The organism is Symbiopectobacterium sp. Eva_TO (assembly GCF_053848865.1).
In genome coordinates this window covers 2,336,006-2,348,517 of sequence record NZ_JBSPEY010000004.1, presented here as the reverse complement: position 1 = coordinate 2,348,517, position 12,512 = coordinate 2,336,006, and the positions used below count along the sequence as shown (strand labels likewise).

At 51.3% G+C, this 12,512-nt stretch carries 6 protein-coding genes, 1 rRNA gene and 6 pseudogenes; 6 read left to right on the top strand and 7 right to left on the bottom strand.

Annotated features, from left to right (window positions below; genetic code table 11):
- Nucleotides 1-7: 7 nt before the first annotated feature.
- Nucleotides 8-1,176 (bottom strand): IS3 family transposase gene (locus ACWWJF_RS14345; protein WP_455869814.1). Its coding sequence is split into 2 segments (ribosomal slippage): nt 8-921 and nt 921-1,176, totalling 1,170 coding nucleotides; the frame shifts between segments, so codons are not numbered across the junction.
- 74 nt (nt 1,177-1,250) lie between these two features.
- Between ACWWJF_RS14345 and ACWWJF_RS14340 the strand changes: the two are divergent.
- A pseudogene (locus ACWWJF_RS14340) lies at nt 1,251-1,466 on the top strand (IS481 family transposase); the annotation flags it as partial.
- Between the two features lie 114 nt (nt 1,467-1,580).
- On the opposite strand, the gene ACWWJF_RS14335 reads toward ACWWJF_RS14340, so the two are convergent.
- Nucleotides 1,581-2,087 carry a coiled-coil domain-containing protein gene (locus ACWWJF_RS14335; RefSeq protein WP_455869813.1) on the bottom strand — a complete coding sequence of 169 codons (507 nt, stop codon included), beginning with the start codon at nt 2,085-2,087 and terminating at the stop codon, nt 1,581-1,583.
- A 327-nt stretch (nt 2,088-2,414) separates the two neighbouring features.
- Between ACWWJF_RS14335 and ACWWJF_RS14330 the strand changes: the two genes are divergently transcribed.
- The 4 genes and pseudogenes from ACWWJF_RS14330 to ACWWJF_RS14315 all read left to right on the top strand — a co-directional run bounded on the left by ACWWJF_RS14330 (nt 2,415) and on the right by ACWWJF_RS14315 (nt 5,851).
- On the top strand, nt 2,415-2,597 hold the full coding sequence (locus tag ACWWJF_RS14330) for a hypothetical protein (protein WP_455869812.1): 183 nt from the start codon (nt 2,415-2,417) through the stop codon (nt 2,595-2,597).
- A gap of 218 nt (nt 2,598-2,815) precedes the next feature.
- Nucleotides 2,816-3,845: pseudogene (locus tag ACWWJF_RS14325) on the top strand (IS630 family transposase).
- An 82-nt stretch (nt 3,846-3,927) separates the two neighbouring features.
- Nucleotides 3,928-4,610: pseudogene (locus ACWWJF_RS14320) on the top strand (IS5 family transposase); the annotation flags it as partial.
- A 72-nt stretch (nt 4,611-4,682) separates the two neighbouring features.
- A protein-coding gene (locus tag ACWWJF_RS14315; RefSeq protein ID WP_455868400.1) for an IS3 family transposase occupies nt 4,683-5,851 on the top strand; the annotation gives its coding sequence in 2 pieces (ribosomal slippage) (nt 4,683-4,938 and nt 4,938-5,851; 1,170 coding nt in all).
- Between the two features lie 170 nt (nt 5,852-6,021).
- Here the strand turns inward: ACWWJF_RS14315 and ACWWJF_RS14310 are convergent.
- The 3 genes and pseudogenes from ACWWJF_RS14310 to ACWWJF_RS14300 all read right to left on the bottom strand — a co-directional run.
- Nucleotides 6,022-7,564: ribosomal RNA gene (locus tag ACWWJF_RS14310) — 16S ribosomal RNA — on the bottom strand.
- A gap of 451 nt (nt 7,565-8,015) precedes the next feature.
- A complete protein-coding gene (gene clpB, locus ACWWJF_RS14305) occupies nt 8,016-10,595 on the bottom strand; it encodes an ATP-dependent chaperone ClpB (RefSeq protein WP_455869811.1) in 2,580 nt (859 codons plus the stop codon).
- A gap of 129 nt (nt 10,596-10,724) precedes the next feature.
- Nucleotides 10,725-11,440 (bottom strand): annotated as a pseudogene (locus ACWWJF_RS14300) (IS5 family transposase); the annotation flags it as partial.
- 79 nt (nt 11,441-11,519) lie between these two features.
- On the opposite strand from ACWWJF_RS14300, the gene ACWWJF_RS14295 reads away from it, so the two are divergent.
- Nucleotides 11,520-11,759, top strand: coding sequence for a hypothetical protein (locus ACWWJF_RS14295; RefSeq protein ID WP_455869810.1), 240 nt, complete (start codon nt 11,520-11,522; stop codon nt 11,757-11,759).
- Here the strand turns inward: ACWWJF_RS14295 and ACWWJF_RS14290 are convergent.
- Together ACWWJF_RS14290 and ACWWJF_RS14285 are read right to left on the bottom strand one after the other, a co-directional pair.
- A pseudogene (locus ACWWJF_RS14290) lies at nt 11,706-12,008 on the bottom strand (transposase); the annotation flags it as partial. The gene ACWWJF_RS14295 and the pseudogene ACWWJF_RS14290 overlap by 54 nt on opposite strands.
- Nucleotides 12,009-12,140: 132 nt before the next feature.
- A pseudogene (locus tag ACWWJF_RS14285) lies at nt 12,141-12,491 on the bottom strand (transposase); the annotation flags it as partial.
- Nucleotides 12,492-12,512 lie beyond the last annotated feature (21 nt).

The following is a 12,512-nucleotide window of genomic DNA, read 5'->3' as shown; positions in this document are numbered from 1 at the left end:
GTAGTGGTCAACTAATATTGGCCACCGCATTAGACTGTATGTAGAACAGTCGCTCAGATTCGTTTGGAGTTAAGCCGCCGTTATACCAGTGAGGCCGGATAGCGCTGTAATACCCCGTGATGTAGCGGATAATCGCGTCCTGGGCTTCGCTGAAGCTGTTGTAACCCTTTGTCGGCACCCATTCTGTCTTCAGGCTGCGGAAAAACCGCTCCATTGGCGCATTATCCCAGCAGTTACCCCGCCGATTCATACTCTGCTTTATCCGGCAGCGCCACAGGGCTTGCCGGTATTGACGGCTGGTATAGTGGCTGCCCTGGTCGCTGTGGAACATGACTCCTGTTGGTTGTCCCCGGAGTTCCCAGGCTATCTGCAACGCTTTAACTGTCAGCGCCGAGTCCGGCGACGTCGACATGGCCCAGCCCACCGGTTTGCGGGCGAACAGGTCTAGCACCACCGCAAGGTAAGCCCAGCATTTGCCCGTCCAGATGTAGGTCACATCGCCGCACCAGACCTGATCCGGCGCGGTAACCGCGAACTGGCGGTTGAGATAGTTCGGTATTTCAACGTGTTCATTGCCGCCGCGTTTGTATTTGTGAGCCGGTCGCTGGCAGCTGGCGATACCCAGCTCCTTCATCAGCTTGCCAGCCAGCCAGCGCCCCATTTTGACACCAGAGCTGCCGGTGACGATGGTCGCGATACTTCGAGCGCCGGCAGAGCCGCCGCTGGCGTTCCAGGCTTCCATGACGCGACTACACTTAACCACGCGCTCACCGTCGGGTTCATTAGCGGAAGCCTGCCAGTGCCTGTAGCTGCTGCGATGTACCTCAAAAGTTTGGCACAACGCCGTGACCGGGTATCGCGCCCTCAGCCTGTCGACTACCGTGAACCGTTGAGTGAGTCCGACATTAAGAGCGCCGTAGCCTTTTTTAGGATTTCGTTCTCCATTTCAAGGCATTGGACTTTTTTCTTCATCTCACGCAGCTCGAGCTGTTCAGGGGTAAGAGGAAGTCCCGTTGGCGTTTTTCCCTGTCGTTCAAGGCGAAGCTTATTGACCCAGCGACTAATGGCAGAATGGCTGACATTAACCGCCTCTGCGGCCTTAACGTATGTGTAGCCGTGGTCGACAACCAGCTTTGCGGCTTCGAGCTTAAATTCCGCCGTAAAATGTTTACCCATGAGGTCACCTGTCGTGTTGATGAGGTGAGCATATCACCTCCGCTCAGGTGGCCAGTATCAGTGTGCCACTACACTTCCATAAAACTATTTCGCAGGATTTTTATCAGGTTGCGTTCCGTAAGAAGTTATACGAGGACCTAGAAAGTCTACAAAAGGATCTGGACAACTGGTTGTGGCATTACAATAATGAGCGAACTCATCAGGGTAAAATGTGCTGCGGGCGTACGCCAATAGGCACGTTACTTGATGGTAAACGAGTCTGGGCAGAAAAAAATCTGAACCAGATTTAATCTGACAGACACCTGTATAAATAACCGGTAACTGTCAGATCAGGTCTGAGCTAATACAGATTAAGAGTCCACTGCTCTACCAACTGAGCTAACAACCCAAGGTGGCAGAATTGATTAAAGGGCCGTAACGAGAAAAGCTTTCACAACCAGAGAGATAATACCCAAAATTCCAGCACTCAGCATCCAGCGAATTAACTTCTGCTCTGAGCGAATACCCGCCATCTCAAGCTGTAAATCCTTGCGGACTAAAGATATCTGAGCTTCAGTTTTCTCGAAGCGAGCCTGCATCTGAGCTTCGTTCTTCTCGAAACGAGCATCAATATCCTTACGGACATCGGCTATCTCTGCGGATAGGTCCTTGCGGACATCGGCTATCTCTGCGGACAGGTCCTTGCGGACATCGGCTATCTCTTTGCGAACGTCAGCGATATCGCGCTTCACTTCGGCAATATCCGAAGACAGGTCTTTGCGCACATCTTCAAGATCGCGCTTTGTAGCAAGATCTGCTACTTCGTGTGATTTTCGCACAACAAGAGATATCGCCTTGGCCTGGTCTTTCGGCAACCCGGCGTTTTCCAGCGTTTCAACGAACTCTTGAGTATCAAATGCAACCTGGCCCATAGCGGATCCTCCTGTGTTAAGCCAAGTGTAAGCGATCTGACCGCCAATCTGCAAAATTTTACTCAGTGCGCCGTAAAGCCCCGTCCTTCAGGGCGGGGAGGATGTCAATTAAAACTCAATACATGAGCGACTTCAGTGATCGTGAATTGATGGCAAAAATAGAAAATCCATATATTTTTCAATACAGTGGGCAGTCGAAATTACGCCTGAATTAAGGAGATGAGGATGAGTAAGCATACGCCGGGGCCGTGGAAATGGTGGACGAGTAATAGCTTTCGCCGCCTGAGTGGTCCAGACGGTAAGGATGGTGGCGTACTTTGCCCGACTGTGAGCAAAAGTGACGGGCACCCTGATTTAATCGTGAGCAAGGCTAATATGGAGCTGATTAAAGCCTCACCGGATTTGCTTGAGGCGCTGGAAGGTGCTTTAGGCTGGCTCAATAACGGGCTGGCACGCGAGCATTACGATAAGGCAGTTGCCGCCATAGCCAAGGCCAAAGGTGAATCATGAAGCGAACAGCGCTAACAGCAAAGCTAGCCATAGCCGCTCTTATAGCGGCTTTTTTGTGGGCGTCATACATGATTTTGAGCGCGATATGATGCGAATACCCTTACCCACCCCAATACTAAATAACTGTTCCGAATAGTAGATCACCTGAAGGGAACTCAGTCCGAGTTGAGCGATCTGATCAATCGATAAAGATCCCAAATCATCAACCGGACTGAGCGATGTCGAGCATAGCACCGATACCCCGTAACGAACGACGCCTGATGAAGAAAACTCTCCATAAAACGCGTGACAAGAATCACGCCCGCAGGCTGACCGCCATCCTGATGTTGCACCGGGGCGCGCGCGTGAGCGATGTCGCCAGAATGCTTTGCTGCGCCCGTTCGTCAATCGGCAGATGGATTAACTGGCTCACCCTGTACGGCATTGAAGGCCTCAAATCTCTGCGGCCCGGTCGTGGCCGTCGCTGGCCGTTTGAACAGATCTGCGCACTGTTAATCCAGCTCGTAAAGCGTTCCCCTCATGATTTTGGCTATCAGCGTTCGCGCTGGAGCACGGAACTGCTAGCGATAAAAATCAATGAGATAACCGGTTGCCAGTTGCATGCTTCCACGGTGCGCCGTTGGCGGCCTTCTGCCGGTCTGGTGTGGCGACGCGCAGCTCCTACGCTGCGTATCCGCGACCCGCATAAGGAAGAAAAAATGGAGGCCATCGCGATGGCGCTGGAACAATGCAGCGCGGAACATCCCGTCTTTTACGAAGACGAAGTGGATATTCATCTGAATCCCAAAATTGGCGCGGACTGGCAGGTTCGCGGGAAGCAGAAACGCATCGTGACGCCGGGCCAGAACGAGAAATATTATCTGGCGGGTGCATTACACAGCGGGACGGGAAAAGTCAGCTATGTTGGAGGAAACAGTAAAAGTTCGTGTTTTTATCAGTATGTTATAGCATCTGAGAGCAACGTACAGACGGGCAAAAACGCTCACGCTGATAGTTGATAACTACATTATTCACAAAAGCCGGGAGACGCAGCGCTGGCTGGAAGAAAACCCGAAATTCAGGGTTATTTATCAGCCGGTGTACTCACCATGGGTAAATCATGTAGAGCAGTTATGGCAGGCGTTGCATGAAACCATTACCCGCAATCATCAATGCTGTTCAATGTGGCAGTTACTGAACAAGGTTCGCCGCTTCATGGAAACCGTCAGCCCGTTTCCCAGTGGAAAACATGGACAGGCAAAAGTGTAGCGGTATTAGGAACAGCTATTTAGGCTGTGTCCCTTAATCCCATGAGTTATACTAACTGTTTGTTTCTACATCATTTTAAACTATGGCTCGCTACGACCATCCCGATGAAGCATGGGCTATCATCCAGCCCTTACTCCCTGCTGAACCAGCAACACCACTGGCCGGACGCCCATGGGCTGAGCATCGCATGATTATCAATGGCATGTTCTGGAGGCTGTGCTCTGGTGCCCCATGGCGTGATTTACCTGAGCGATACGGCCCATGGAAAACCGTTTATAACCGCTTTAACCGATGGTCAAAATCGGGAGTCATTAACCTTATTTTTAATAAGTTACTTTCATCACTTGATGCCCATGGCCTCGTGGACTGGTCAGCGACTGCGCTGGATGGTAGCAATATCAGGGCGATGAAATGTGCTGCCGGTGCTCAAAAAAACATCCCGATATCACCGGAGATAATGGGCTGGGTCGCTCTCGAGGTGGTTTTGGCACCAAAATCCATATGGCTACAGACGGAAGCGGTCTTCCGTTAAACATCGTGTTGAGCCCCGGTCAGGCTCATGAAAGTCAGTTTGCACTACGTCTTTTGGACGGTATTGGTGTTCAACGCCAGAACGGCAGTATGAAACGCCGTGGTCATGCGGTACTCGCTGACAAGGCGTACTCCGGGCATGTATTACGTAACGAGCTGAAAAACAGAGGTATAAAAACAGTCATCCCCCGAAAATCCACTGAAAAAATGGCGGTGGATGGTCGTTCAAAGCTTGTAGTGGCACACTGATACTGGCCACCTGAGCGGAGGTGATATGCTCACCTCATCAACACGACAGGTGACCTCATGGGTAAACATTTTACGGCGGAATTTAAGCTCGAAGCCGCAAAGCTGGTTGTCGACCACGGCTACACATACGTTAAGGCCGCAGAGGCGGTTAATGTCAGCCATTCTGCCATTAGTCGCTGGGTCAATAAGCTTCGCCTTGAACGACAGGGAAAAACGCCAACGGGACTTCCTCTTACCCCTGAACAGCTCGAGCTGCGTGAGATGAAGAAAAAAGTCCAATGCCTTGAAATGGAGAACGAAATCCTAAAAAAGGCTACGGCGCTCTTAATGTCGGACTCACTCAACGGTTCACGGTAGTCGACAGGCTGAGGGCGCGATACCCGGTCACGGCGTTGTGCCAAACTTTTGAGGTACATCGCAGCAGCTACAGGCACTGGCAGGCTTCCGCTAATGAACCCGACGGTGAGCGCGTGGTTAAGTGTAGCCGCGTCATGGAAGCCTGGAACGCCAGCGGCGGCTCTGCCGGCGCTCGAAGTATCGCGACCATCGTCACCGGCAGCTCCGGTGTCAAAATGGGGCGCTGGCTGGCTGGCAAGCTGATGAAGGAGCTGGGTATCGCCAGCTGCCAGCGACCGGCTCACAAATACAAACGCGGCGGCAATGAACACGTTGAAATACCGAACTATCTCAACCGCCAGTTCGCGGTTACCGCGCCGGATCAGGTCTGGTGCGGCGATGTGACCTACATCTGGACGGGCAAATGCTGGGCTTACCTTGCGGTGGTGCTAGATCTGTTCGCCCGCAAACCGGTGGGCTGGGCCATGTCGACGTCGCCGGACTCGGCGCTGACAGTTAAAGCGTTGCAGATGGCCTGGGAACTCCGGGGACAACCAACAGGAGTCATGTTCCACAGCGACCAGGGCAGCCACTATACCAGCCGTCAATACCGGCAAGCCCTGTGGCGCTGCCGGATAAAGCAGAGTATGAGTCGGCGGGGTAACTGCTGGGATAATGCGCCAATGGAGCGGTTCTTCCGCAGCCTGAAGACAGAATGGGTGCCGACAAAGGGTTACAACAGCTTCAGCGAAGCCCAGGACGCGATTATCCGCTACATCACGGGGTATTACAGCGCTATCCGGCCTCACTGGTATAACGGCGGCTTAACTCCAAACGAATCTGAGCGACTGTTCTACATACAGTCTAATGCGGTGGCCAATATTAGTTGACCACTACACCTGGGCCTCTAGACGATGGGGACACGAAAACCCGATTAACTCAACTGCTCTAATAGGTTCGTATCAGCATGAGTCAGAGACTCATTCATCAACAGGTGCTTTTGCTCAGCATTTTCATCAGACAATCTGTGTGAACACTTCACAGAATCAGTATCATTAGGTAAGGAGGTGATCCAACCGCAGGTTCCCCTACGGTTACCTTGTTACGACTTCACCCCAGTCATGAATCACAAAGTGGTAAGCGCCCTCCCGAAGGTTAAGCTACCTACTTCTTTTGCAACCCACTCCCATGGTGTGACGGGCGGTGTGTACAAGGCCCGGGAACGTATTCACCGTAGCATTCTGATCTACGATTACTAGCGATTCCGACTTCATGGAGTCGAGTTGCAGACTCCAATCCGGACTACGACGTACTTTATGAGGTCCGCTTGCTCTCGCGAGGTCGCTTCTCTTTGTATACGCCATTGTAGCACGTGTGTAGCCCTACTCGTAAGGGCCATGATGACTTGACGTCATCCCCACCTTCCTCCAGTTTATCACTGGCAGTCTCCTTTGAGTTCCCGACCGAATCGCTGGCAACAAAGCATAAGGGTTGCGCTCGTTGCGGGACTTAACCCAACATTTCACAACACGAGCTGACGACAGCCATGCAGCACCTGTCTCAGAGTTCCCGAAGGCACTAAAGCATCTCTGCTAAATTCTCTGGATGTCAAGAGTAGGTAAGGTTCTTCGCGTTGCATCGAATTAAACCACATGCTCCACCGCTTGTGCGGGCCCCCGTCAATTCATTTGAGTTTTAACCTTGCGGCCGTACTCCCCAGGCGGTCGATTTAACGCGTTAGCTCCGGAAGCCACGCCTCAAGGGCACAACCTCCAAATCGACATCGTTTACAGCGTGGACTACCAGGGTATCTAATCCTGTTTGCTCCCCACGCTTTCGCACCTGAGCGTCAGTCTTCGTCCAGGGGGCCGCCTTCGCCACCGGTATTCCTCCAGATCTCTACGCATTTCACCGCTACACCTGGAATTCTACCCCCCTCTACGAGACTCTAGCTTGCCAGTTTTGAATGCAGTTCCCAGGTTAAGCCCGGGGATTTCACATCCAACTTAACAAACCGCCTGCGTGCGCTTTACGCCCAGTCATTCCGATTAACGCTTGCACCCTCCGTATTACCGCGGCTGCTGGCACGGAGTTAGCCGGTGCTTCTTCTGCGAGTAACGTCAATCAGCAAGGTTATTAACCTTACTGCCTTCCTCCTCGCTGAAAGTGCTTTACAACCCGAAGGCCTTCTTCACACACGCGGCATGGCTGCATCAGGCTTGCGCCCATTGTGCAATATTCCCCACTGCTGCCTCCCGTAGGAGTCTGGACCGTGTCTCAGTTCCAGTGTGGCTGGTCATCCTCTCAGACCAGCTAGGGATCGTCGCCTAGGTGAGCCGTTACCCCACCTACTAGCTAATCCCATCTGGGCACATCTGATGGCGTGAGGCCCGAAGGTCCCCCACTTTGGTCTTGCGACGTTATGCGGTATTAGCTACCGTTTCCAGTAGTTATCCCCCCTCCATCAGGCAGTTTCCCAGACACTACTCACCCGTCCGCCACTCGTCACCCGGGGAGCAAGCTCCCTTGTGCTACCGCTCGACTTGCATGTGTTAGGCCTGCCGCCAGCGTTCAATCTGAGCCATGATCAAACTCTTCAATTTAAAGTTTGATTTGCTTCTACTCGAGAAGCGATGCTCAAAGAATTATTACTGTTAGTTCGTAATGAATTAACTGTTGTTCACTCTTCAAGACTTTTATTTTTTAAGCCCTGAGGCTTTACGATAAAGTCCTGTGAGTGCCCACACAGATTGTCTGATTAATTGTTAAAGAGCGTTGCCACATCTACCGTGGCGGGGGAGGCGTATATTACGCTGCACCGCTGAAAAGTCAACGTTAATTTTTCAATTTCGCGTTTAACTTTCCGACTGTTACCGCAACCGCGTGTCGCTGTTGCCGTGTCAGTGGAGGCGCATTATAGGGAGTTCTTTCGCGCTGACAAGCGCTAAATGCAAAAAAAATTCCAAGCGCTTATTTTTAACACAACCACTCTGTATAAAAAAAGCGGCACGTCTGTGCCGCTTAATACTTTCATCATATAAAACATGATGTTAATCACTGTCGGGCAACAATATGCTTTTCGCTGCCCTCAACATCCAAGGTGACCGGTTTCCCTGGAATCAATTTGCCCGAAAGGATTTCCTGGGCCAGCGGGTTTTCAATCTGCTGCTGGATAGCACGTTTGAGCGGTCGAGCACCGTAAACCGGGTCAAAACCACTTAGCCCCAAGTGTTCCAATGCGGCCTCGGTCATCGTGACCTGATAGCCACGTTCTTCCAGCCGCTTGTACAGCCGCTGCAACTGAATACGCGCGATGGACATGATGTGTGCCTGACCCAATGGGTGGAATACCACGACTTCATCAATACGGTTGATAAACTCCGGACGGAAACGATGGCTGACCACATCCATAACCATGTCACGCATCCCGACATAATCCATTTCACCGAAATGTTCCTGAATGAGATCGGAACCCAGGTTCGAGGTCATCACGATAACTGTATTACGGAAATCTACCGTTCTGCCTTGCCCATCCGTCAAGCGGCCATCGTCAAGCACCTGCAACAAAATGTTGAATACATCTGGATGGGCTTTTTCAACTTCATCAAGCAGGATCACGGAATAAGGACGCCGCCGAACCGCTTCGGTGAGATACCCCCCTTCCTCATACCCCACGTATCCCGGAGGTGCGCCGACCAAACGAGACACTGAGTGCTTTTCCATAAATTCAGACATGTCGATGCGCACCATAGCGTCATCGCTGTCGAACAAGAAGGCCGCCAGCGTTTTACACAGTTCAGTTTTCCCCACCCCGGTTGGCCCCAAGAACAGGAACGATCCAATGGGTCGATTAGGATCGGAAAGGCCTGCACGACTGCGACGAATCGAGTTCGCCACGGCGCTGACCGCCTCATCTTGCCCGATAACGCGCTGATGAAGTTCTTGCTCCATACGCAGCAGCTTGTCTCGTTCACTTTCCAACATGCGCGCAACGGGAATTCCCGTCCATCTAGCTAGCACTTCGGCAATTTCGGCATCGGTCACTTTGTTGCGTAACAGGTGCATGGTTTTCCCTTCCGCCTGCGTCGCCGCCGCTAGCTGTTTTTCAAGCTCGGGCAAGCGCCCATACTGCAACTCCGACATGCGAGCGAGATCGCCCTGACGACGTGCCTGCTCCAGTTCGATCTTCGCTTGTTCCAATGCGGCCTTGATATTTTGCGTACCACTGAGAGAGGCTTTCTCCGCTTTCCACTCTTCTTCAAGTTTGGAGTAGTCGCGCTCTTTCTGCTCAAGCTCTTCGTTTAGCAAAGACAGTCGCTTTTGACTGGCCTCATCGGACTCTTTTTTCAGCGCCTGCTGTTCCAGCTTTAACTGGATGATGCGCCTGTCCAGACGATCCAGAGATTCCGGTTTCGAATCCATCTGCATACGGATGCTTGATGCCGCTTCATCAATCAGGTCAATGGCTTTATCCGGCAGTTGCCTGTCTGCAATGTAGCGGTGCGACAACATGGCCGCCGCCACAATAGCCGGATCAGTGATCTGCACATGATGGTGCAATTCATAACGTTCTTTAAGCCCACGCAGAATTGCGATCGTGTCTTCAACATTGGGTTCCGCCACAAACACCTTTTGGAATCGGCGTTCCAGCGCAGCGTCTTTCTCAATGTATTGCCGGTATTCGTCCAGCGTGGTCGCGCCAACGCAATGCAACTCCCCGCGCGCCAATGCAGGCTTGAGCATGTTACCCGCATCCATTGCACCGTCAGCTTTGCCCGCGCCAACCATGGTATGCAACTCATCGATAAACAAGATGACGCTGCCTTCCTGTTTTGCCAGATCGTTAAGTACCCCTTTCAGACGTTCTTCGAATTCACCACGGTATTTAGCACCGGCAATCAATGCTCCCATGTCTAACGACAGTACGCGCTTGTGTTTAAGCCCTTCAGGCACTTCACCGTTAACGATACGCTGAGCTAATCCTTCTACGATTGCCGTTTTCCCGACGCCAGGTTCACCGATCAGCACAGGGTTATTTTTAGTACGGCGTTGCAGCACCTGAATAGTTCTGCGAATTTCTTCATCACGGCCAATGACCGGGTCCAATTTGCCCTGTTCAGCGCGTTCGGTTAAATCGATGGTGAATTTCTTTAGCGCTTGTCGCTGATCTTCCTCATTTTGATCGTTCACCTGTTCACCACCACGTATCTGATCAATGGCTTTAGAGACGGCTTCTTTAGTTGCCCCTGCACGCGCCAGGAGATCGCTCAACGTGCCGCGAGTATCCAACGCCGCCAGCAAAAACAGTTCGGAAGAGATAAACGCGTCGCCGCGCTTCTGTGCAATCTTGTCACACAGATTGAGAGTACGGACGAATTCATTGGAGGGTTGCACATCGCCATCAACGCCCTGCACTTGCGGTAAACGCGCGATGGCCTGTTCTATGTCCGCTTTCAGACGAACAGCGTTTACACCTGCCGTGGTCAACAGCGGGCTGACCGTACCGCCCTCCTGCTGCAACAGCGCACTCATGACGTGTAACGGGTCGATAAACTGATGATCCTTGCCGAGCGCTAGAGATTGTGCATCCGCAAGGGCAAGCTGGAATTTATTGGTAAGACGATCCAGACGCATAACTCCTCCCATACATACTGGTCAAAATTGCTACTGAAGATTAAATGAGGTCATCCCTCAAAATTTCAAGATTATTTTGGCTTTGTTGAATAAATCAGAACTTGTAACGACTGTGCCCCAGGTCGATTGTTACGTGATGCGAATACTGTTCGGCATTCCTAATAGCGTGATCCGGTTAAGCGCTTTGACCATCGCCATGGCTTCACCCACCTGAACATCGTAGTCACGCAGACTTAGATGACCACCCAGAAGCGTTTTGAACCGGAACATGGCCGTTTCAGCCACTGAGCGTCGGTGATAGCCCACTTTCTTTTTCCAGGTATCGTTGCTGCCGCTCAGGCGCTGATTTGCAACAGCGTGGTTACGCTCGTGGTAGTGGTCCGGCCAATATTGCGCCCCCTTCGCGGCGGGATAAGCGGCCTTATTTTCTTCCTCAGCAGAGCATCATGGCAGTAACCTGTATCGTAAGCGCCGTCAGCCGACGCCTCTCTGATTTTCCGGTGGGTCTGGTTTATCAGTGCCGGTAGAGCCTGGGCATCAGTCGTACCACTGAGCGACAAATCCGCACAGATAATCTCATGCGTCGCACTGTCTACTGCCAGATGCAGCTTACGCCACACACTGCGTCTGTCGGCACCATGCTGCCGGACTTTCCATTCGCTTTCGCCAAAGACCTTCAGGCCGGTTCCATCAATGACCAGATGTGAGATTTCACCACGGGTTGGCGTTTTTATGCTGATGTTCACTGTCTTTGCTCGCTTGCTGAGCAGCGAATAGTCTGGACAATGCAGCGACAATTTAATCAGTTTAAACATCGAGTCAACAAAACCCTGTAAAGCCCTCAATGAATCTATGGTCACCCCCATTTTTGCAACACTGATCTTTGATTAATGGTGGGCTTGCTTAAATCTATCCGGCGTCTTTATGGCCAAGGATGCCCGCGCCACGATGAGTTTCGCACCTGATATTCCTAAAAAGGCCATCGGCTTCATTGAGCCATTTTCATTTTTTGGTTTTATATTAGGCCGTCAGGCCGTTCATGTCATCAATAATCAGTCTTCGCAAAACCAGATGGGTAACTTCGTTAAATTGCTGACTGTTAGACCAGCATTACTGTTCAAACACGGTATTTCGTGTCGTTATTGCCCAAGCTATTCGAGCTAATTTATTTGCTAATGCACAGCACACAACGCAAGAATGTTTCCTGCCCAACTGAGACCTTACCCAATCAGCTAATCTCCCTGATTGATGGTCAATTCTTAGGATAAATACCCGCGCACATTGAACAAGCAATCGGCGAAGGTTTTTATCTCCACGCTTGCTAATACCCAGCAGAGTATTCTTCCCTCCAGTACTGTATTGGCGGGGTACAAGACATATCGTTATACACATCTTTTGGCCATTTTTTGAACAGGATGCTCAGAACCCCGTGAATTAAGGCATTCAAGCCATCCCATTGGCTTTTTGAGGTTCAAAATGCCACTCTGAGATAAACCCGTAACTCATTGATTAAACAGTGCGTTAGAAAGATGTGTATAACGATATGGGTACAAGACCGGTGGAAGCGGCAAAATTACGACTGTTTTCATATTGCTTGCCATCGCCTAACTGTGATGACAAAACGCTGGCTGTTATCGGTCCAACACCAGGGATGGTCATTAAATGCTGGCCAGTTTCATCTAGAGAGAGTGCCTGCCCAAGTTCTCTTTCGAGCTCTGCTATCTGCCCAACCAAATATTGGTAATGATCGTGTAATCGAAGCAGCAACTGTGCCAGATAAGGTGGCAAGTCATTATCAGCCAGAACAGCTGAAAGCCTTTTGATTACCGCAATACCTTTCGGCATGCTGATACCAAACTCCAGTAAAAAAGCATGCATTTGGTTAGTCGTTTTAACTCACCTCGTTATACACAAGTC

Coding starts and splice junctions, on each gene's coding strand:
- ACWWJF_RS14295 (WP_455869810.1), top strand. CDS start 11,520: ATGGCCAAGGATGCCCGCGCCACGATGAGTTTCGCACCTGATATTCCT.
- ACWWJF_RS14335 (WP_455869813.1), bottom strand. CDS start 2,087: ATGGGCCAGGTTGCATTTGATACTCAAGAGTTCGTTGAAACGCTGGAA.
- clpB (WP_455869811.1), bottom strand. CDS start 10,595: ATGCGTCTGGATCGTCTTACCAATAAATTCCAGCTTGCCCTTGCGGAT.